Origin of the sequence: Mesorhizobium sp. M0626, from assembly GCF_040320665.1 — a bacterium.
GTDB lineage: Bacteria > Pseudomonadota > Alphaproteobacteria > Rhizobiales > Rhizobiaceae > Mesorhizobium.
In genome coordinates this window covers 1-21,950 of the sequence record NZ_JAMYQD010000014.1, presented here as the reverse complement: position 1 = coordinate 21,950, position 21,950 = coordinate 1, and the positions used below count along the sequence as shown (strand labels likewise).

The following is a 21,950-nucleotide window of genomic DNA, read 5'->3' as shown; positions in this document are numbered from 1 at the left end:
TGCCGGTCCAGGTAGTGGGCAGTTTGAAGGTAGAAGCTCACGTCAACATGGCCAGACCATTTTTACACTGCCGATCTGCGCGGCCAGCAACGCCTCTCGTGAGGGGCAAGGCATGGGCATCAAACGTCTCGGACCGGTCGGCAGCGTAAGGCTGGTTGCCTATGATCCCCTACCGGCGAATGGAACCAGATCTGCCACAGCGCGTCATAGAAGCAGATCAGGTGCGATTTAACGTAAGGAGTGAAATCGATGATCAGGCTCCTTCTCCTCCTCGCCATTGCACTCGCCTTCGCATGCGGCGGGACGGAGGCGGCCAAGCTGGACCTAGCCGCGGTAAATCAGGCGCAATTCTCCGCCGGCGATCCGAAAGGGCTCGATCCTGCCGTGCTGAAGGCGCAAATTTTTTTGGATCGTGCGCGCTTCTCACCGGGGCTCATCGACGGCCGCCTTGGAGAGAACTTCGCCAAGGCGGTCAAGGCCTTCCAGGCGTCGAACGGACTGGCGCCAGATGGCAAGCTCACCCAGGCGACTTGGGACAAGCTGATGGCAACCTCCACCAGCCCAGCTCTGATCACCTATGAACTGACCCTTAAAGATGTACGCGGCCCCTTCACCAAACGCATTCCGGGGCGCATGGAGAGGATGGCTCGCCTGAGAAGGCTTGGCTATCACGACTCGATCGAGAAGCTGGCGGAGCGCTTCCATGTGAGCGAACCATTGCTCAGGAGGCTAAACCCAGGCACCGGATTCAGGAAAGCTGGAACCACGCTGCTGGTACCAGATGTTGGCCGGGGTGAACCTCCCGCCACCATTGCCGGCGTCGAAGTCGACAAAGGCGCTCATCAGGTGCGCGTGCTCGACCCCTCCAATAAAGCGCTTGCCGTCTACCCTGCCTCGATCGGGAGCGACGAGAAGCCGGCACCAAGTGGGCAGGCAGAGATCCAAAGGGTGGTGCACAACCCGACCTATCACTACGATCCCGATTTTGCATTCAAGGGAGTCAAAACCAAGCGGCCCTTCACCATTGCTGCCGGCCCTAACAATCCCGTGGGATCAATCTGGATCGACCTCTCCATCGAAAGCTACGGCATTCACGGCACGCCCGAACCCGGCAAGATCGGGAAGACCTTCTCTCACGGCTGCATCAGGCTAACGAACTGGGATGCCGAGGACCTCGCCTCAATGGTGCACAAACATATGAAGGTGACTTTCAAGGACGAGTGACGCAAGCCGTCGCATCCCTCGATGTCGCCGAAACAAGATGTCCGTCGGTGCCCGTGACAATCGCATCCTGCGACCCGTTGGCCGATCAGCGCGTGCTTCGGGTTCGGGGTGCAACATCAAGCGGCGCCATTTGCACGGATGGCGGCGAACCAACCACCATGGCGGGGGCGCCAGATTGCTCACCACGTTGGCTCTCTAGTTCGCGGCTCATACCTTGTTGAGCAGCTTGCATCTCCGGAACGGTGAAAACCGGGACCTCGCCCTTGAAACCCTGGAGCTCAAAGGCGCCCGCCTGGACGACCGGCATCGATGCTCCTGCCGCAAAGCCGGGTCCAAGCACCAGGGGGATGCCCAGCTTCTTGGTCGTCGATTCGAGCCGTGCCGCGCGGTTCACGGGGGAGCCGATCGCGGTGTAATCGAAGCGCCGTTCGGAGCCGAAATTGCCTACCGAGCAGATGCCGGTCTCGATGGCGACGCCGATTTCGATGGAGCGATGGCCATCCGCGGTGAAGGCGGCGTCTTCGCGCCTCACCCGCTCGATAAGGGCCAGGCCCGCGTCGAGCGCACGCTCACGATGATCGGGTTGATCTAGCGGTGCGTTCCAGAAGGCCAGCACCGCATCGCCCATGAACTTGTCGATGGTGCCGTCGCGCTTGAGGATCTCATCGGTCGCAATGCCGAGGAAATGGTTGACCACCTTGGCGATCTCTTGGGTGTCGAGCTGTTCGCTCATGGTCGTGAAGCCACGTATGTCGCTGATCAAAATTGTGATCTCGCGCTTCTCGCCGGACAGGATTGCCTCGGTGTCCGAGCTTGCGAGGCGCTGCACCACGGAGGGCGACAGATATTGGGAGAACTGTCGCGTCAGGGTGGACCGGCGCTGCTCGCTGCGCCTGTAGAGGACATAGCCTTCGAAGCCCGCAACCATGATGGTTGCAAGCGCCGGCTGCAGCGGGTCATAGAGTGCACCCTGCAGGCTGTACTCGAGAGCGCCGAACACGAACGGCGTGACGGCCAGCAGCGCCAGGGAGATGGCGCCAAGCACGACACGCCCGGCGAGCACTCCAGAAAGCCCGATGAAAACGACGGCACTGAGGAGAAACCAGAGCCGCTCGAGCATACGCGCGTGCGCTGGCTCTGCCAGGAAGCGCCCGGCAAGCATCTGGCCGATCGCATCGGCGTGGATCTCCGCTCCTGGTCGCGCTGGACTCGTCGGCGTGGGCAGGTACTGCGTCAGGCCCACAGCCGACAGGTCGACAATGGCGATGGCGTCCCGCAGCCGCGGATCGCCATGGCCCGAAAGGATAGTGCTGGCAGACAGGCGAGGCGTGTCCGTGGCGGTTTCCCAGAGGCGGATGCTCCCCTCCGGCTCGAGCGGCACTATGGCGCCTGCCATCCTGAGTGCGTCGAACCCGGCTGCATTCATCCGGGCTGTGTAACCGTCCTGTCCAGCGTAAAGGCGCAGGAGCTCGAGTGCGAAAGACGGCCACAGCTGCGCGCGTTGAGGGGTATTGCGAAGCCAGAGCAGCGGCACATGGCGCAGTACGCCGTCGGGATCGGGCAAGGTGCGAATCACGCCGAGGCCTGCGGCGGCGTTCGAGAATTCGGCAAGCGAGCCGGTAAGACCGGTGAAGCCGGGAAGTGTATCGGGCACTTGCCCGACGATCGACCAGCCGGCTTTGGGTTCTGCTTCTGATACCGTCGCTTCATTGCCCAGGCTGACGGCAAGCGCCGTTCGACTTTTGGACAGCGCCGCTGCCAGGCGCTTGTCTCCGGCGATGCCCTCAGGCGAGGTGTCAGCCTCGGGGAGTACCAGCGCAAGCCCGACCACCGCCGCACCGGATTGCGTGATGCCATCGACCAGATCGGCCAAGAGGCCACGGTTCCAGGGCCATCGCCCATGTGCCTTGAGGCTGGCGTCGTCTATCGAGACGATCACGACAGGATTGCTCGTCGCCTGACGTGGGGCGAGAAACTGATAGAAGTCGTACGTCCGCTCACGCAGGCGCGACAACGGCCCGTCAAAAGCCAAATGGCAAGCGAGCAGCAGGAGCACGACCACAAGGCCGGATATTTTGCGCCTGCCGGCTTGCCGCCAATCAGCCCAGCGCCTACCGACCGAGTGGCTCATCTCGTGCAGCCAGGCCTAATCGCAGTTGTAGTAGTAGCAGCAACCCTCACCCTCACACTCGCCCCGCCGCCCCCCGCTGCCCGCAGGTGGCGTTGGGCTGTCAGGGAATTCCATGACCACTCCTGGCAGTGCGCCGTCCCTGGACCCGCAGACTTTGAGCGAGGAGCCTAGAGCGGACGCACAAATTGCGCTTACGTCCAACCCAGGACCCGGTGCGCCCGGCAGGCCGGTTCCCGCTATCCGGTCGATACTGTCCAAGATCGGGAAGGCGTCGATGCCGCCGTAGCCGGCCAGAAGCTTGCCATCGTCCGACGTGCAGGCGTAGCCCGGGTTCGTGATGACCAGCCGTTTGCCATTGATCGTGCAGGTCATACGGCCGGCGCGCAATATGCCGACGGTCTGGCCGGCTGCCACCAGCACTTCGATGATGCCGCCTCTCGCTCCGAGCACCATGTGCGGCGTCGCAACCTGCATGACGCCCCCTTTCGAAACCTGGCCGCCATAAAAACGGGCCAGGCCGCTGTTCATCCCGATGTCGATCTTTCCCGACCCGGAGCCCGGATTGTAGACGAACTCATCGATCGTCAGGCTGGTGTTTGGACCAATCTTGGCGCTCGATTCATCCCGGAACACCAGCATTCCGAGACCGGTGGGATTGCTGCGCAACTGGTCGCCGAGTTCGACGCCGGCGCCAACGTTCATCGTCCCGCCGTTATTGCGGACGATGATGGTCTGATAGGCCGTCATCGACCCGACCGTCTCAGCAGCGGATGGTGCCGCGAAGGCGAGGCAGGCGATAAAAACGACGATCTGATGATACCTCATCGCGGCCTCTTTCAATTGAGCGTCAACGTATAGCTCATGAGCATTTCGAACGATTTTCGGTCGCGGTTGGCGAGGGCGAAGTTGGTTTTGCGGTAGGCGAGATCGACGCTGATCTTCTGCGCTTCCGTCAGCTGAAAATCGCTTTCCGAGGCAATGCGCCAGAAGTCGCTCTTGATATTTGTGCCGATGCCGACGGACAGATCGGGAGTGTCGCTGTGGCCGGCCGATAAGGCGATCTGGTGCGACCATGCGAAAAAATCCGGTACGTTCATCAACAGGCCGCCATAGCGGACCTCGCCCGTATAGCTGCGGCTGATTTCGCCCGATCCGGAAGCGAAGTCATTCGAGCCGACAAAGCGCAAGCCGAGCGCCTGGCCATTGCGGAAGCGGTAGCTGCCGCCTGCCTCATAGAAGACCCTGCTATCCGCGAAAACGCCTTGCGAGGCGCTTAGATCGATGTAGCCGCCACCGGCGAAGAGCGTCGTCTCGACCGTCGGGCGAACGACGAAACGTCCACTGAGGCCGATACCGGTTTCGTAAATATCGCTGTCGAAACGATCCGTAACGGTGAACGCGGAAAGCAGCAGGCGCAGCGAATCGATCCCGCTGTTGGGAAGTCCCTTGTCCCAGGTAATCGCTGCGTTGCCGTGAATAAAAGTCTTCTCGCCACCCGGAACCGACAGGTCTTCCGTGAAGAGACGCTCTGTCGCGGTCAACGACCCCGAAAGAACGAGCGCGTCGGCACTTGGCGTGCCGAGGTCCCACCGCACAAAACCTTCCGCCTGCCCGTAAGGCGAGACGAAGCTGTCGTCGTCCTGCGCCCCGCCTGGCTCAAAATCGGTGAATGCGCTGAATACGCCGCCGGTCAGGGCGAGTTCCCAGGTGACGCCACGCAACGCGCGCTCGATGCGGGCGAGCAGGCGAACAGCTTCCTGTTGCTCACTTGCGGTCAGACCTCCGACTTCGATGCCGTACTGCACCTGCCGCCGGGCCAATTCATAGGACCCTACATGATAATACAACCGGCTGGCCGCAAGCCGGGCGCGCGCATCGCGCGGGTATTGGATCAGATACTGCTCGATCGAGGAGATCGCCTGATCGTATTGCCCAGCATTGACCGCAACCGTGACGAATTGGGCGAGCGTTCCATTGTCGGCCGGACTGGCGATGCGGGCCGCAAACGCATCGTCATAGGCCCCAAAAAGACCTTGTGCGCCGGCCGGCAACACGCCGGCACAAAGCAGCGCTGCGGCGACGCCGAAGATCGTTCGAAACGAAGATTGCATGCCGAGAACCCACCCCCAAACCCGACTAGTGCGAGGGATTTAGCACGACTGCAAGAAAAAGGCGACTGAACGGTCGCCGGACTTATGCGAGTCCTCAGCAGCTGTTGCAGCTGCGCAACAAGATATCGGGTTTATTCCTATTCCGGCTGCGCTGATTTTCAAAGACTCTTCTCAACATTGCTGCACGCGATTGAAGTATTTGGCCCAAGGCTTAACAAACTCAAATCTCATCAGTAGTGGATCGCACAGCCGACAAGATTAATATTGGGTGGGCGATTCTGCGTATCTGGTCACCAGGCTTCAAGGTGACCACGGCTTCTCCAAAGGCCTTCCGTCGCGTTTCGCAAGGGGCCGGAGACTCACGACGCGTGTGCGATTCGGCCCGGGTCTTGCAATTTCTTTGAACGCGAGGTCAGCTCATGCCCCAACTCCCAGGGACGCGTCACCGCACGCAGCTTGCTAGAGCACGAGCATGGTTGCCAGCCCCAGCATCAGGCCCATGCCTACAATATCGGTCACGGTGGTGAGGAAGATCGCCGAGGCGACCGCCGGATCGGCGCCTACCCGGCGCAGGCCCAACGGGATCAGCACGCCGGAGATGCCGGACATGAGGCACGATCCGGACATGGCAAGCAGGATTACAAGTGCCAGCATCGGCGCCTGCGCCGCCGACGCCGGTTGCCTCGAGGCATAGAACCACATCGCCGCAGCCGCAACAACGCCGACGAGCGCGCCGTTGGCGATCGCGAGCGCGCCCTCTCTCATCACCAAGTGCAGCTTCGGTCGTTTGTCCACATCCCCCAGGGCAAGGCCACGCAGCGTCATAGCCAATGCCTGGCAGCCGGTGTTTCCGCTCTGCCCGGCCAAGACCGGGAGGAACGCCGCCAGGGCGACGATCTTCTCGATCGTGCCCGTGAACGAACTGACCACAAATGCGGCCATGAAGGCCGTCAGGAGATTCAACTGCAGCCACGGATGACGCTTCAAGAAGGCTGAAAACAGCGGCGTAAAAGAGCGCTCCTCCTTCTGGACGCCTACCATCTGGCCAGACTGGGCGGAAATCTCGATGATTTGCTGCTCGAACAAGCGCCAGCCGCGAACCTGCCCGAGCAGCCGGTTCTCCGCATCCACCACCGGATAGACAGGGTAGTGACGCCGTACCGCCGCCTTGCATGCGTTACTCAAAGAGAGACCGACATCAAGAGCGAACGGCCTGGGCAGCATGATGTGATCGACAATCGCGTCCGGTTCGCTCAGCATCAGATCGCGCAGGACCGCCAGGCCAACCAGTTTATTACCCCCGTCCGTGACGTAGAGATAAGTGAGCTCGGTCGGCACTTGGGCGCCTCTGACAGCTTCCACCGCGGCAGCAACCGTCGTCCCGACAGGAACGCTGGCGGGGATCGGATCCATCACCTCGATGAGCGACTCGGGGATCGCGAAACCCATGTCACCATCATGAGAGCTGATGGGCCGCATATGCTGTGGCAAATGCTCGGCCACCTTACGGGCGTGCCCGTCAGGCAACAGCTTTAGTGTGTCGCGGATGAACTCGGGAGACTCTCTAGCGAGCAATTCAGCTGCGTCATCAGGTGCTCGAGCACGCAGCGTGCGCACCAACTTCTGAACGCCGGTCTCTTCGTTCATATGATATGGCCCCCCAATTGAAAGTGAAAAAGTTGTGAAGTATCGGATCGCACCGGGGCGGAAATACGACAGTTCTTCCGGCCCAGCAGTCCGCCTTGTGGTTCTCGCAAGCGCCGCCTGCACGCTCCTAGCTTGAGAAGGCAAAGCAGACGTCTACATTTTGGGCGTGCCCTCGTCAGGTCAGCATGCGAGTGTCCGCGCTATTTCCCTCGCTTTTCAACCTTTAGATTTGGGAGGTCGGGTCGCCTGGATACCACACCGGCCTCCTTCAAGGCGGTGTATCCAACCTTTTTGAGGAGCTTCTCTGTTTTGGCGCGCTCCTTGTCCAGAGCGGTATCACCTTTGACCTTGGGCATCCGTCCTCCATTTGGTCGTTGTCGTTCGCCGGTAAATGAGATTGCCGGAAATGTCCCGCAGTGTCGTGCTTTGACCCGCGGCCGAGGACTGAATCGAGGCGCTTTGCCGCCCGGCAGCCTTTGGGCGGGAAGCGGACGGGCGAGCTATTCCTGCTGGAATTGACAGGGCCAATTTTCTGGCCTCGTCATGCCAGAAGGCAACTCGGTCCGGGCGTCCCCGCAAGCCATGTTGAGCTGCCACTGGGACAGACCCGCCGAATTGGATAGATCGAGGCCCTCGATACGGGTCAGAAAGAAAAAAGCGCCCTCAAAGTCTATCGGTGCGGTGAACTTCGCTCCTCGGAAGTCCGCCCGCGCGAGATTGGCAAACGAAAAGTGGCTGCCGCTGATATCGGCGTCATGGAACTGCGCACGCCCCAATTCCGCCTTTGTGAAGTCAACATCGACCAGATTGGCGTCCTGGAAATTCGAGCGCTGCACTTCCGCGCCCGTAAACACGGCGCCCTGCGCGTCCATCTGGCTGAAGTCGGTCCTGTACGCCTCGATTTTGTCGAACCGGGCGCCTTTGGCGGTCGAGCCGGCCAGGGAAGCGCGCACAAGCGTTGCCTTCTCAAAATTTGCCGCAAGGAGATTGCTGTTCCTGAGGTCGGTCGAAGTGAAATCAACACCGAACAGGTTTGCCCCGCTCAGGTCCTGTCCTTCTAGGATGAGAAGCTTTTTGTCACACGCCTGCCAATTGACGCCAGGCGTCGCGGCTGCGTAGCAATCTTGAGCGGCGGTGGCGTTTTGCCAAGCCAATACAGTGCAAACCGCCAGAACCAAGCCGGATCCGCCGTAAGCTCTGGTTCGTCTCAAAGTCATTGTTGCTGGACCCCTCTGCTACTCGCCGACAATCAACCTTACCACATCTGCTGACACTCGAGCCACGGTAACGACCGCCGTCACAGTTGCGCATCAACGATCCGCCGATAGCCAGCAGCAGCTTGCGGAACTCATCGAGAGGTGGGGAAAGGCTTTGACGGCAGAGCGCTTTTTCGCGGATGCGATCACAAAACAAAGAGTTCGGCGTAAGCCGTGAGTTATTGGTGGGCCCGGAGGGCGAACGGAAATTGTTGATTTTGCTGAATTTTGGTGGGCCAAAATCTGAAAGGTTCCCGTGTCATTCCGTATGCTCCCGCGACCCCAAACTGCCGACCATAGCTGACCTCGTTTTGCAAACGTTGGGAGATAGGGTCCAGAACCGCGGAAATGGGGGCGGTTGCAGATCGGCAGCTGTGGCAACAGCGCGCGACCAGCTGACGGTCTAGCGCCTCGATATGGCCGATGAGACTTGGGAAGTAACAAACAAGCGGCAGCTTGCAGGCAGTTGTGATCGGTGGAATGGATTTACGAGTCGAGGCGCCGGACCAGGACCGGCTCACTTGCCTCGAAGTTCAGCCTGTTGGAATGGCGCGGAGGAACGAGTAGTGGTATCTAACGAGCCGGCGGCCCTCGATGTTTGACCGCGCTCGTCCTGCAACTCTCGTATGTCGTCCCGCAAAGTGGTGGCGCAACCGACCACTTCGTTCCGCATTTGTTTAAACAGCGTATGACTCAATTCCAGTCAGATTTTTTTCTGAGCTGCGAAAAGGCGGACACTAACCGTCAAAAAAATTGCGCTTTTGATTTTAACGGAAAATCGCCGCAAGAACTATTTTGAGGTTTCACCAGCTATCGGGTTCAATGGAGCGATTTTTGGACCTTGCGGCATTCGATGGCCTACAGAACCGCCTCAAAAAGTACCGTCACCTCTTCGGTTGACCGAGTCGTTGATCGGCCGTCATATGAGCCCTATGCTGGCACGCTGGCCAGTGAAGCAGTTGTCGGCCTTTATTCGCCGGCTCAGGGATTTATGCCCACGCTTCAGGTCGAAGAAAGACCGGGGTGTCGGTTCCAGGCTCTGGCAAGCGGGCTAAGATTATCCTGCCGATTGTAGCCGCCAACCAAGATGTTGTCGGTCACCTCGCTGAAAAAATACACCCAGAAATAGTCAAGCTATCAGGAGCAAATAGGTCGTAAGGTTGCCTTGCGGTCCTCCTTCCCGGAGCGGTTTCGCTTGCCTGTTCAAACTCGGACGGCTGTTACTCAAAAACCGCAGTGGGTATTTTATGTGCCATTTTTGCGACATTCTATAGAATTTTGCTTGAATTTAGCGTTTTAGCGGTCACTAAATCAATAAGTGCTCCCATATTTTGCAAATTTGTGAACAATCACGGTTGAGTTGTAACGCCTGGCAATAATGGCGCAGGGGAACGTTGGGGTGGGGTGAAATGAATACGACATCTATGTCGGCGATAGGCAAGCGCCTCGGCCTGCTGACGACGGTCGCCATATTGAGTTGTGGGAATGCTCACGCGCTCACTCTCCAGGAGGCGATGGCGGTTGCGGTGGAGTCCAACCCCGAAATTGGCCAAGCGATCGAAAACCGCGAAGCAATCGAATTCGAGCTACGCCAAGCGAAGGGACTTTATCTTCCCAGCGTCGATGTCGAGGCGTCGGCGGGGGTTCGTCGTCTCGACAATTCCTCCCGGCGTTCGCTGTCCATAGAGGATGACGCGCTCTATCCGTCGGAAGCCGATGTCGTTGTCACGCAGACGCTTTATGACAGCGGCGCAAGGCGGGCGGAACTGAACCGTCAGGCGTCGCGGGTCGACGGCGCATCGTTCCGGGTGCTGGAACGGTCTGAATTCATTGGACTGTCTGTCGTCCAGGACTATCTCGAATACATGCTGCAGGCTTCGATCGTTTCGGAAGCGAAGAAGAATCTGGGCTTTCACCAGGCAATCCTCGGCGACATCCGGCAAGGTATTGCAGGCGGCGCGTTGAACGAGGCTGATCGCCAGCAGGCCGAGGAGCGGCTGTTCGCTGCCAAGGCACGTATGCAGGAGGCGACCGAAGAACTGGAGGCTTCCAAGATACGGTTCTTCAAGACGGTCGGTAAGCCGCTGACCAACGCGTCAAGGCCAGGCGATGTCTCGAGCGCGCTGCCAAGGTCGCTCGACGACGCGCTAGGGCTGGCGCGACAGAACAATCCGCGCGTCCACATGGCCAACAGCGATATCGACGCCGCCGCCTCCCTGGTGGATGCGGCGCGGGCGAAATTCGGGCCCTCCGTCATCGCCGAAGGCCGCGCCCGCGGCGGCTATGACATCGACGGCGACGATGGCGACGCTAGCGACCTGCAGGCGCGGCTGGTGCTGCGCTGGAACCTCTATCGCGGCGGCATCGACAAAGCCAACGAGCAAGAGCAGGTCCGCCGCACCAGCGAGCAGCGCCTTGTGCTGCACCAGGTTCTGCGCGAGATCGAGGAAGCCGTCCGTACGTCATGGGATCGCCGCTTCCGGCAGGCCGATCTGGCAAAGACATTGAAGCTTCAGGCTGCCGCCAACGAAAGGCTGGTGGCGTCCTATCGCGAGCAGTTCAAGGTCGGACAGCGCTCGCTGCTCGACGTGCTCGACGCGCAGAACACGCGGTTCAACACAGCTACGCTTGCCGACACCGCATCCTACGCGTCGCTTTTCGCGCAGTACCGGCTGCTGGCGGCAACCGGGCAGTTGCTGAAGACCATGAATCTTCAGCCGGCAAAACAGGCCACCGCCTATGCCAAGGCCGAGTTCAATGCGCCTGAAACGGCCGACACCGAAACCTATGCGCGCACGCCGTCGGAGCAGACGAACGATCTGCCTTTCGACATCCTCGCACCGGTAAGAAAGAAGTAGGAAGGTCAAGGACGAACGATAGTCCTGCGGGCCGATCGTGAACCCACAACCCAAAATCCTCTCCCCAAAAGAGGCGTTCAAGGCCTGCTTCTCCGCTGTTGCCGGGTACCTCGGCAGGCCGAGTTCCGAGACCGTGCTGTTTGCCGGCGTGCCGCTGTCAGACACCCGCATCGATATCGACGCCATCCGGCATCTTGCCGAACGCATCGGTCTTGAAATCACGGAATTCAGCCATCGCGACTTTCTTCGCGGACGCATCGACCTTCCCGCCATTCTGTTTCGCGTCAGCCAGTTGCCTGTAGCGCTGCTTGCCCAGACCGAGGACGGTGGATTTTCGACCGCTCCCCAGGAAGACGGCCGCACGACAATCAGCAAATCCGAGTTTTCCGGAAGTTATATTAGTGGCGGCGTTTCGTTCTCGATAACCTATGCCAACGCAGTAGAGGCGATGAGCGTCGGTTCGGCGGCCAAGATCGAGCGGCGACATTGGCTGACCGGCACGATGGGGCCGTTCTGGCGCACCTATTCGAAGGTCATCCTGTCGGCGGTATTCATCAATCTGCTGGCTCTTGCCTCACCGATCTTCACCATGAACGTCTACGACAGGATCTTGCCGAACAAGGCGATATCGACGCTCTGGGTGCTGTCGATCGGGATCGGCGCGGTCATTCTGTTCGACCTGCTCTTGAAGACCGCCAGAGCGTCACTGATCGACTATGCCGGGCGCAAGGCCGATCTTCGCATCTCCTATATGCTATTCGAGAAGGTGCTGAACTCGTCCTTGTCGGCAAGGCCCGGCTCAACCGGCGAATATGCAAATCGGGTGACCCAGTACGAGTTCGTGCGCGAGTTTTTCACGTCGAACACCATCAGCGTCTTCATCGACACAGCATTCGTCTTCGTCTTTCTTCTTGTCATCTATGCGATAGGCGGTTGGCTGGTCGTCATACCGGCCATTGCTTTTGTCGCCTCGGTGATCGTCGGGCTGATCACGCAACGGCGCATCGGCAAACGCGTTGCCGCTTCCATGAACGAGGCTTCGCAGCGCCAGGCCCTGCTGGTGGAATCCATCTCCACGCTGGAAACGATCAAATCGCTACGCGCAGAGGCGTACCTTCTGCGAAAATGGGCGGAGCATTCCAAGAACGCATCCAACACGTCCGAGAAGATCAAACAGCTTTCGGCTGTCGCCGGCAACATAACCCAAGCCATCCAGCAGATGGTCACCGTCGCTTTGATCGTGGCCGGCGCCTATGCCTTTTCGGAAGGGCATGTCTCGACCGGCGCCATCATCGGCACCGTCATGCTGGCAGGCCGGGCGGTGGCCCCGCTTGGGCAGATTGCGATCACCTTGTCCAGACTTCGCCAGGCGATGCTGTCCCTGCGAATGGTGAATTCGATCATGGCGCAGCCTGAGGATCGGCCGGACACGGTTGGTTTCGTCAACCGCCCCATTCGCAACGGTGCAATGGCATTCAGGAATGTCGGCTTTGTCTACCCGGGTTCCGAAAACGAAGTGCTGACCGGCCTGAATTTCTCGGTGAAGCCCGGTGAGCGGATCGGCATCATCGGCCGCATAGGCTCGGGAAAGACGACCATGGGGAGGCTGATCGGCAGGCTTTTCCTGCCGACCTCCGGCGAGCTGCTGCTGGACGGGATCGACATCCGCCAATACCACCCATCTGAGGTTCGCGCCGCGGTCGGGATCGTCGCGCAAGCCAACGATCTATTTTCCGGCACCATCAAGGAAAATCTCCTGATGGCGTGCCCGGAGGCGACCGATGAGCAGATCGTCGACGCGGCCAAGGCTGCCGGCGTCGACGACTTCGTCTCCCGCCATCCGCGAGGTTACGACATGAATGTCGGCGAGCGCGGCACCAATCTCTCCGGCGGTCAGAGGCAGACAATGGCAATTGCCCGCCTGTTGCTGACCAAACCGAAAATCGTGTTCCTGGACGAGCCGTCCGGCTCGATGGATCTGGCTTCCGAGCGCCAGCTGATCAAGCAGCTCAAAGTGGCTTTCGATCGCAACACGACGCTGATCGTTTCGACGCACCGCTTCAGCATGCTCGAGCTGGCCGACCGCCTCATTGTCATCGAGCAGGGCAAGATCGTTGCCGATGGACCGAAAGACCAGGTGATACAGGCGCTGCAGAAAACAAGCGCCTGATCGAACAGAATTACTGGGTTAATTCAACACATTGGGGCGTTGGAAATGCTAGCCAGGGAAGACCGTCCGCCGCTTTTTGCGTCGGCTTCGATATTCATTATCGGAGCGCTTTTTGCGAGTTCGGTAGCCTGGGCATCCTTCGCCGAGGTCGATGAAATCGCACGCGGCGACGGCAAGATCATACCGGCGTCGAAGACCCAGATCATCCAGGCCAGCGAGCCGGGCGTGGTTCAGGAAATCGCCGTGACGATCGGTCAGGTCGTCAAGAAGAATGACCTCATCATTCGTCTCGACAACACCTTCAACACTTCCAGCCTTGGCGAGCAGCAGGCCAAGGCGCGGGCATTGCAGACGCGCATTGCACGGCTCAAATTCGAACAGACCGGAAGTCTAGAGGGCGCGTTTCCCTGCCCGCCCGAGATCCAGAAGGTGGCGCCGGAAATCTGCGACAACGAGCAGAAGCTGCTAATCGCGCGGCGCGACAACTTCGAAGTCAAACTGTCGGTTCTCAAGTCGCGCCTCGATCAGCGTGAGAAGGAACTCGACGAAGCCAACGCCAATGCCGATCGCCTCACCAAGAACCTGGCCGTCAGCGACCAGGAGGCGAAGCTGGTCGAAGCGATGGTCAAGAAGGGCCTGATGGCGCGAACCGAGCAGCTCCGCGTCGAGCGCGAGCAGACCGAACTCAATGGTCAGCTGACGCTTGCCGGAGAGACCATCAAGAAAGCCAGGTCTGCCATCACGGAAGCCAAGCTTCAGGTCGACGAACTTGGCCTCCAGCTGCAACAGGAAGCGCTCAGCGATCTGACGCAGGCGCTGGCCGATCTCTCGGTGGTGGACGAGACGATACGCGGTGCCACCGACAAGGTGGCGCGTACCGATATCCGTTCGCCTGTCGATGGTATCGTCAACACGCTTGACATCAACACGGTCGGCGCCTTCGTCCAGCCCGGCGCGGTCGTCGCGGGTATCGTGCCGACGTCCGAGACCCTGCTGGTCGAAGCCCGGGTCTCACCGCGGGACGTCGCCTTCATCCGGCCGGGCCAGGATGCCCTGATCAAGGTGACCGCCTATGACTTCTCGATCTTCGGCGGCATCGAAGGCAAGGTGTCGAACATCACTGCCGACAGCCTTGTCGACCAGAAGACCGGCGAACCGTACTATCAGGTGCGTGTCGCCACCGACAAATCGACCCTGACACGCGACGGCAAGACCTATTCGATCATCCCCGGCATGATCTGTTCGGTCGACATCAAGACCGGACGCAAAACGATTCTCACCTACCTTCTGAAACCAATCAACAAGGCGCGGGAGGAGGCAATGAGTGAGCGATAGTGCGATCGCCCGCCCGGTCGATCGCGACCGGCTGCTGCCACCGCTGGCGAGTGAGGATTTCGGTCTCGAGTTCCGGGTTGTGGCGCGTGGCGGCATGCGCCGCGGCATTCGTCTGGAACGGGCGTTCTGGACATCGCTGAAGCAGATGGCGGAAAGCCGCAAATGCACGATCGGCACACTGATCGAGGAAATTGCAGAGAGCCACGCCAACGCCGGAAACCTGACATCGGCAATTCGCGTAGCCTGCATGCGTGGATTGGCCGACCAAAACCTCACCTTGCAGAGGCTCGCGTCGATCAAGACCATCAGCGCCATTCTCGTCGCCTGTCCCTCGCCGGCCTTTGCCCTGGCATCGTCGAAGAAGATCCTGACCTTCAATGCGCCGTTCCAGCAACTGGTGCGGCGGCAATTGCCGGTGGCGCCGAACGAGGACGCGCGCCAGGATCTCAAGCTGGCGCTGGACCTCAATGTCGCCGACATATTCGCTAGGCTCGACGCCAATGGCGAGACGCCGGTCGCGACCGGTTTCGTCATAGGCGCCGGCGACCGCCGCTACCGCGGTCAACTGAGCGCGGTGCGGGCGCCGGTGGTCGAGCCGGAACTGCTGATGGCGTTCGTCTTCGGCGGCTAGAGCAATTCCGGGAAAAGTGTGAGCGGTTTCCGTGGAAAATTGCGTCAAACAAGAGATAGAGCGCTCAAGACTCTCTGATGGGAGCTTACGGCTGCACACCTTCACCAGGCGCGACCGTCGAAAGGCCGCCCTTGATATCGGCTATTTGAGCAGAACCGGTCTTCGCGCCATGGATCCACGCGCGATCGGTGCTGAACGAATACAGCGGCACGTAGGTCGGCAGGTCTGTGTCGCGGGAAACTACATTGCTCAAACTGTCGAGAATGAAGACGCCGCTGCCGGTGCTGACCGACAGCACGGCATGAAAGAAACCGCGCTTGCGATCCTGCAAGACGACCAGCGACATGCTCTGCGCCGGGATGCCTGCATGCAGCAGCGCGGCCATCTTGAGGATGGCGAAATCCTCGCAGTCCCCTGCCCGCCGCTCAAGGATTTCCCGGGGCTTGGCCCAGTAGTCGAGCTTGCCGTAAACCACGCTGTCCTTCTTGTAGGCGATGGCGCGATTTATACTTGAGTTGACGAAGGACAACTTGTCGATGAAGCGCTTGTTCCCGGCTGCCTTGACTATCTCGGCAAAGGCGCTGTTCTTGCGTTCGCACGCGCTGCTCGCGGTACAGTCGACAATTGCCTTGTAGACCGGCGCCCAGCGCGCCGAAACCGGGAAATTGCGCATCGACAGGGCAACAGAACCGAACACGCCGGGAATGATCGCCGCCGTCTGGATCAGGTCGATCCCGGCGGCGGGCGGCGCGATCGAAGAACCACGCTTTTCATCAACGGCAACAGAGCTGCTGAAAATCATGCCGATCCGGTAGGCTGAAACCGGCTGCCATGGCTGCGGCCGAGCCAGCGAAACGCCGCCGAGACTGGAAGGGGTTTCGACCGCCGCCAGAACTCCAGCGGCAGCGCCGGCATTCACGGCAATTGCTTTCGCGGATGATGGCTGCGGCAGGCTTGTGATCGCCATTGCCAGCAGGATGAGCCTGAGCCCGGTTATTCCCAGGGCAGATTTTTCTTTTTTCATAACGCCCACCTCTTGACTGTGGACGGTACCAATCTTGTCTCAAATTACTGGAAAGGAAGGTGGATAAGTTTCCTTCAATCGGGAATACCTATATTGTGTAAAACTTTATTCAAACTTATACTTCTGTTTACCAATCCAGCTCAGCCGGCGGATATAAACGAAGCGCGGCGCGGTCAATGTATATCAGATTATATCTTCCGGGTTTACCACACGTAAAAAATGCCGAGACTTGCATACCGGGATATATGAAATTGATTGCGGGACAGTTGCAAAGCAGAAGTCGTCACTGTCTCTATCCGGGAAATGCCGGAGGGGTTTGGCGATGACGACCAGTAACGATTTGGATACCGTCTCGAATTCTTGGGACGAGCACTCTTCACATGAACATGGCGGCTCGCCATCGCAGGCAGGCATCCAGGTAGCGCAGGCCGCTCAGGCGGCGCCTGCCGAGCCGGTGCCGGTCGATGTCGGCAGTGGCGCACCCGTTCAGCCGGCAGCACCCGCGGAGGCGAAAGCGCCGGCGGCAGCCGCGCCGCATGAATACGTGGCCGACGCCAGCAACATCGTGAAGCTTCCGGCGGACGTCTCCATCGACAACATCAAGGTCGACGGCCACAATCTGTTGCTGGAACAGGCCGACGGTTCAGTCATCCTCATCAAGGATGGCGCGCTCAACGTGCCGACCTTCATCATCGGTGATGTCGAAGTTCCGCGCGTGGCCTTGCTGGCCGCTCTTGAAGCGAGCCACGTCGATGTCGCCTTCGGTGCCGATGGTTCGATCTCGGCCGGCCCGGGCGGCGCCCCAGGCAGTGCCGGCGGCGACTTCACCATTCCCCCAGGTGGTATCGGCGACGGCTTCGATCTTTCCGCATTGTTGCCGCCGACGGACCTGCAATTTGGACGGCTGGAGCCGCGTGAGCTGACGATCGGGGTCAGGGAAGAAGATACGACGCCGACAATCGACATTGGCTCCGGATTTGTCGTCAACGAGGCCGCGCTTTCCGACGGGACGGACCCGGCCAGCACCGCCGAGCAGGTTTCAGGGACCTTCAACATCGTCTCGGGTGATGGCATCGGGACGCTTGTCATTGACGGTGTGGACGTGACCAACGGCGGCAGCGTTGCCGGGCAATACGGCACGCTCGTGGTCACCGGCAATCCTACGAACGGCTATAGCTGGATTTATACCCTTGCCGACAACACTCTTGATCATCACGACAACCCATCGACCGGAACGACCGAGGGGGTTTCCGACAGCTTTGCCGTCGTGGTTACAGACACAGACAATGATCCGGCCACCGCGACCCTCAATATTGGTGTGCTGGACGACGGCCCAACGCTTTCGGTCCAGGCAACCGCGCAAGCGGCACAGTTGCTTTCGGTCGAACTCGACGAGACGGTCGGCGGCGACCGCTACAATAGCGGCGAGACTGAAGATGCCGGCGGTAACGCCAACACGGATGACAGCGTTGGCCTGGCCCAGGTGACGACCGGCCTGGCGGGTGGCCTTTCTTCGCTATTCGCCGTTGGCGGCGTCTACGGTGCAGACGGACCGGGCAGCACGACCGGGCAGTTGGCATTCACCGGCATTCCGGCCGGTGGCCTTGCCACGAATCTCATTGCCACGGACGGCGGGGCCATTACGCTCTTCCTCGAAGGAGGAGTGATTGTCGGCCGCGACACGCAGGGTGATCAGGTCCTGACCATTGCGATCACCGGCGCGCCCGGCGCAGAGCAGTTGCAGACCACGCTCTACGAAGCGCTCAACCATGGCGCCGACGGCAACAAGTTCGATTCCGAACTCAATCTGTCGCTGACCAATGGCGGCCAGGTTCAGCTGCAATATGAGGTAACGCGCCAGGACGGCGACGGCGACACCATTACCGAGAAGGCGACCGTCGACCTGATCAACGGCCAAGGCTCCGCATTCTCCTTCGACGACGATGGGCCAAGCCTAACGGTCGGCGCCCACGATGGAGCGGCTGGCCTGCTTTCCGTCGAGCTTGACGAGACGGTTGGCGCGGATCGCTACAATGGCGCTATCGGCGAGACCGAAGATGCCGGCGGCAACGCCAACACGGATGATGCCGGTCCGGGCCTGGCGCAGGTCAACACCGCGGTAGCAGGCGGACTGACCAATCTGTTCACTGTCGGCGGCAGCTATGGTTCGGACGGTCCTGGTACCGTTACCGGGAATCTGAGCTTTACCGGCATTCCGGCCGGTGGCCTTGCCACGAATCTCACCGCCACCGACGGCGGCGCCGTCACGCTCTTCCTCGAAGGAGGAGTGATCGTCGGCCGCGACACGCATGGCGATCAGGTTCTGACCATCGCGATCACCGGGGCGCCTGGCGCCGAGCAGCTGCAGACCACGCTCTACGAAGCGCTCAACCATGGCGCCGACGGCAACAAGTTCGATTCCGAACTCAATCTGTCGCTGACCAATGGCGGCCAGGTTCAGCTGCAATATGAGGTAACGCGCCAGGATGGCGACGGCGACACCATCACAGAGAAGGCGACCGTCGACCTGATCAACGGCCAAGGCTCCGCATTCTCCTTCGACGATGACGGGCCGAAGGTTACTGGCATCGCCCAGGTCACCGCGAATGTCGACGAAGACGGTCTGCACAACAGCCAGTCCACCGGAAATGCCGACAATCTTCAGCCTGGCGAAGTGACCGGAACAAACTCCGCGGTTGCCATCGGTGCTGCCGGCGCATTGAATGCAATCGTCGACTTCGGCTCTGACGGCCCGAATGCGAGCTCGGCCTTCGGCCTTGTCACCCAAACCACCCCATCGGATTCGGGATTTGATTCGAAAGGCGGCAATGTCCTCATCGTTTCCGACGGCACGACCCTGACCGGCTATGTCGATGTAGGCGCCGGCGCCGGCTATCAGGCGGGCACGGATCGTCCTGTTTTCACCCTGACCGTCGGTGCGGACGGCTCCTATGTCTTCACCTTGATCGATCAGATCGACCATCCGACTCTGGATACGCTCCCGGGCGACAACACCGAAAACACGCTTGCCAATGGCGGTATCGATCTTTCGGCCTTTGTCGTTGCCATGGACGGTGACGGCGACACCATCGGACTGGCGGCTGGTACATTCAAGGTCCAGGTGCTCGACGACGTTCCGCAGATCGTCGCGCGGGATGCCGGCACGACGACCACAACCACGACCGAAACGATCGTCTACACGCTTCAGGCCGGCAACACCGATATTCGCGGCATGGATGGCGCCGGCAATCACGACATCAAGCTCAGCGGCATCGACATCAACGAAGGCGACAATTCCGTCAACACCACCGGCACCAAGATCGGCGTCGGCGACGGCCAGATCATCGACGGATACGAAACCCATCCGCTTGCTGGCCCCGAAATCGTGACGATGGACTTCGTCAACAACCTCAATATCCCCACCAACACCGACGGTGGTTCCTATGACGTGTCGTCGGTCAGCTTCACGATCGACGTCTCCCAGGCTCACCAGATTCACAATGCCATTCTTTTCATCGGCGCCAAGGACGGTGGCACGTTCGAGCCGTTCACCGTGAACATCAACGGTGTGCTGACGGCCGGTACGGCTGTTTTCGAAGGCGGCGTGCAGGTGGGCTATGCCTTCGCCGGCGTGCCGGATGGTGCGACGGTCGAAGTTGTGGGCAGCACACCGTTCGACCAGCTCAAGGTGGGCAACTACAACGATTTTACCTTCGATTCCAACGCTGGCGGGACCGATGCGACCTTGACCGGTGGCAACCCGTTCAAGATCTTCGGCATCGAAGCCAAGATCACCACCGTCACCACGCAGACGGAGGTCTTCAGGGTCAGCCACGACGAATCCGCCGGCGTCAACAATGCCGCGGATCCCAATCCGGCCAACGACACCGCGCTGCCCCCGCCTGCCCTGGTCATCGAACCAGACGCACTAGGTTACGCAAAATCTTCAGCCAGTGCACTCGGCCTGTTCAATGCGTCGGTTGGCGCGGACGACGACGCGACGTTCTCCTTTGCGGTGACGGATGCGAACGGCAACCCGCTGGCAAACATCGATTCGGGCCTGAAGACACTCGACGGCCTGGCAATCATGCTCTCGACAAATGCGGACGGCGTTCTCGTCGGCTCTGCCAACGGCGTCGACGTCTTCAAGGTTTATGTCGATCCGACCGGAGCGGTCTGGATCGGGCAATATCAGCCGATCGCTCACAATGTCGACGGTTCAAGCACCGCAGCCTTTGACGACATAGCGACCGTCGCCGCCGACCTGCACGTCAAGGCCACCATCACCGATTTCGACGGCGACACGAGCACCGCCGTATCCCATGTCGCGTTGAGCATCGAATTCCAGGATGATGGCCCGGTTGCGGTCAACGATCAGGACTCGGTCACCGAAGATGGGCCGCTCACGGCGGACGGCAATGTGATCACGGGCGTGGGTGGCGCCGACGCAAACGCAACCGACGGCCAGGCGGATCACCTCGGCACCGACGGCCTGGGCTCGATCACCTGGGACGGCGCCGTTGCCAACCACGTTGCTGGAACCTACGGCCAGCTTACGGTGGGCGCCGACGGCAGCTACACATATGTGCTCTACACCCAAGCCCAGAACCCGGCCGGGTATGCCGCGGTACAGGCGCTGGATGTCGGCCAGACCGTGGCCGAGAGCTTCGACTATGCTGTGGCGGATGGCGACGGCGATACCGCTCTGGCGTCCCTGACCATCACCATCAACGGCACCAACGACGCGCCGCAGATCGTCGTCAACCAGGGTAATCCGGCCGGCGCCCACGACCTGGTCTATGAAGCGGGCCTTCCGGCGGGTTCAGCGGCCGGCAACGGCAGCACGGTGGCGACCGGCACCTTCACCGTGTCGGACCCCGACGGCCTCGACGACGTCCAGAGCGTCACCATCGGCGGCACCACGGTTGCCATCGGCAGCCTCAACGGTTCGACCTTCCCGGGCGACCACGGCACGCTGCTGATCACCGGCTACAACGCGGTAACCGGCGTAGCGACCTACCAGTACACGCTGACCAGCCCGACCACGGACGTTCCCGCCGTCACCGAGACCGAGACCTTCTCGCTCACCGTGTCGGACGGCACCTCCTCGTCAGCCCCGGCGGCGATCGTGATCGATATCGTCGACGACGTGCCGACGGCCACCGCCGACAGCGGCAATGTCAATGAAGGCGCCCTGCTGACGGTCGCCGCGACCGGCGTGCTGGGCAACGACGTGGCCGGCGCCGACGGCGCCACCATCGATGGCGTGCGCGCCGCCGGCGGCAACACCACGACGGCCGTATCGGGCGGTGTCGGCACCGACATTGCCGGCCTGCACGGCACTTTGCATCTCAACGCCGACGGCTCCTACACCTACCAGTCGACGGCCAACAACATCGCCGCCGACACCACGGACGTGTTCGTCTACACGCTCAAGGACGGTGACGGCGACCTGTCGACGACGACGTTGACCATCAACCTGGCCGATGCCGGGCTTGTTGCACCGGCCGACAACGACGTGACGGTCAACGAAGCCGCACTCGACACCACCACGAGCGGCGCC

At 60.6% G+C, this 21,950-nt stretch carries 12 protein-coding genes; 6 read left to right on the top strand and 6 right to left on the bottom strand.

The window, feature by feature from the left end:
- Positions 1-249: 249 nt before the first annotated feature.
- Positions 250-1,224 carry a L,D-transpeptidase family protein gene (locus NKI37_RS18725; RefSeq protein WP_352787461.1) on the top strand — a complete coding sequence of 325 codons (975 nt, stop codon included), beginning with the start codon at positions 250-252 and terminating at the stop codon, positions 1,222-1,224.
- A gap of 85 nt (positions 1,225-1,309) precedes the next feature.
- On the opposite strand, the gene NKI37_RS18720 is transcribed toward NKI37_RS18725, so the two are convergent.
- The 5 genes from NKI37_RS18720 to NKI37_RS18700 form a co-directional block, all read right to left on the bottom strand.
- On the bottom strand, positions 1,310-3,355 hold the full coding sequence (locus tag NKI37_RS18720) for a CHASE2 domain-containing protein (protein WP_081731580.1): 2,046 nt from the start codon (positions 3,353-3,355) through the stop codon (positions 1,310-1,312).
- A gap of 15 nt (positions 3,356-3,370) precedes the next feature.
- Entirely contained in the window at positions 3,371-4,195 is an 825-nt protein-coding gene (locus NKI37_RS18715; RefSeq protein ID WP_031251132.1) for a FecR family protein, read from the bottom strand.
- The gene (locus NKI37_RS18710; RefSeq protein ID WP_352787467.1) at positions 4,192-5,409 is read right to left on the bottom strand and encodes a tetratricopeptide repeat protein; all 1,218 of its coding nucleotides are present in this window, start codon (positions 5,407-5,409) and stop codon (positions 4,192-4,194) included. Before NKI37_RS18710 ends, NKI37_RS18715 begins: the two co-directional genes overlap by 4 nt.
- A gap of 516 nt (positions 5,410-5,925) precedes the next feature.
- Positions 5,926-7,113 (bottom strand): magnesium transporter, encoded by a 1,188-nt coding sequence (locus NKI37_RS18705; protein WP_352787470.1) that lies wholly within the window; start codon positions 7,111-7,113, stop codon positions 5,926-5,928.
- Positions 7,114-7,613: 500 nt separating this feature from the next.
- The gene (locus NKI37_RS18700) at positions 7,614-8,330 is read right to left on the bottom strand and encodes a pentapeptide repeat-containing protein (protein WP_352787473.1); all 717 of its coding nucleotides are present in this window, start codon (positions 8,328-8,330) and stop codon (positions 7,614-7,616) included.
- 1,448 nt (positions 8,331-9,778) lie between these two features.
- Here NKI37_RS18700 and NKI37_RS18695 point away from each other — a divergent pair.
- The 4 genes from NKI37_RS18695 to NKI37_RS18680 are packed head-to-tail and all read left to right on the top strand — an operon-like array spanning position 9,779 to position 15,363.
- Positions 9,779-11,227, top strand: coding sequence for a TolC family protein (locus NKI37_RS18695; protein WP_023687776.1), 1,449 nt, complete (start codon positions 9,779-9,781; stop codon positions 11,225-11,227).
- Positions 11,228-11,264: 37 nt separating this feature from the next.
- Positions 11,265-13,397 carry a type I secretion system permease/ATPase gene (locus NKI37_RS18690; RefSeq protein WP_352787477.1) on the top strand — a complete coding sequence of 711 codons (2,133 nt, stop codon included), beginning with the start codon at positions 11,265-11,267 and terminating at the stop codon, positions 13,395-13,397.
- A gap of 45 nt (positions 13,398-13,442) precedes the next feature.
- On the top strand, positions 13,443-14,732 hold the full coding sequence (locus NKI37_RS18685; RefSeq protein WP_023738302.1) for an HlyD family type I secretion periplasmic adaptor subunit: 1,290 nt from the start codon (positions 13,443-13,445) through the stop codon (positions 14,730-14,732).
- Positions 14,722-15,363, top strand: coding sequence for a ribbon-helix-helix domain-containing protein (locus NKI37_RS18680; RefSeq protein ID WP_023829118.1), 642 nt, complete (start codon positions 14,722-14,724; stop codon positions 15,361-15,363). The genes NKI37_RS18685 and NKI37_RS18680 overlap by 11 nt, the downstream gene beginning before the upstream one ends.
- A gap of 85 nt (positions 15,364-15,448) precedes the next feature.
- On the opposite strand, the gene NKI37_RS18675 is transcribed toward NKI37_RS18680, so the two are convergent.
- Complete coding sequence (locus NKI37_RS18675; RefSeq protein ID WP_023748597.1) at positions 15,449-16,387, bottom strand: transglutaminase-like cysteine peptidase; 939 nt, start codon at positions 16,385-16,387, stop codon at positions 15,449-15,451.
- A 322-nt stretch (positions 16,388-16,709) separates the two neighbouring features.
- Between NKI37_RS18675 and NKI37_RS18670 the strand changes: the two genes are divergently transcribed.
- A partial coding sequence (locus tag NKI37_RS18670; protein WP_352794532.1) for a beta strand repeat-containing protein occupies positions 16,710-21,950 on the top strand: 5,241 nt, incomplete at its 3' end.

Bases quoted from the DNA above. Each gene is read 5' to 3' on its own strand.
- NKI37_RS18725 (WP_352787461.1), top strand. From the start codon at position 250: ATGATCAGGCTCCTTCTCCTCCTCGCCATTGCACTCGCCTTCGCATGC.
- NKI37_RS18720 (WP_081731580.1), bottom strand. From the start codon at position 3,355: ATGAGCCACTCGGTCGGTAGGCGCTGGGCTGATTGGCGGCAAGCCGGC.
- NKI37_RS18705 (WP_352787470.1), bottom strand. From the start codon at position 7,113: ATGAACGAAGAGACCGGCGTTCAGAAGTTGGTGCGCACGCTGCGTGCT.
- NKI37_RS18700 (WP_352787473.1), bottom strand. From the start codon at position 8,330: ATGACTTTGAGACGAACCAGAGCTTACGGCGGATCCGGCTTGGTTCTG.
- NKI37_RS18695 (WP_023687776.1), top strand. From the start codon at position 9,779: ATGAATACGACATCTATGTCGGCGATAGGCAAGCGCCTCGGCCTGCTG.
- NKI37_RS18685 (WP_023738302.1), top strand. From the start codon at position 13,443: ATGCTAGCCAGGGAAGACCGTCCGCCGCTTTTTGCGTCGGCTTCGATA.
- NKI37_RS18675 (WP_023748597.1), bottom strand. From the start codon at position 16,387: ATGAAAAAAGAAAAATCTGCCCTGGGAATAACCGGGCTCAGGCTCATC.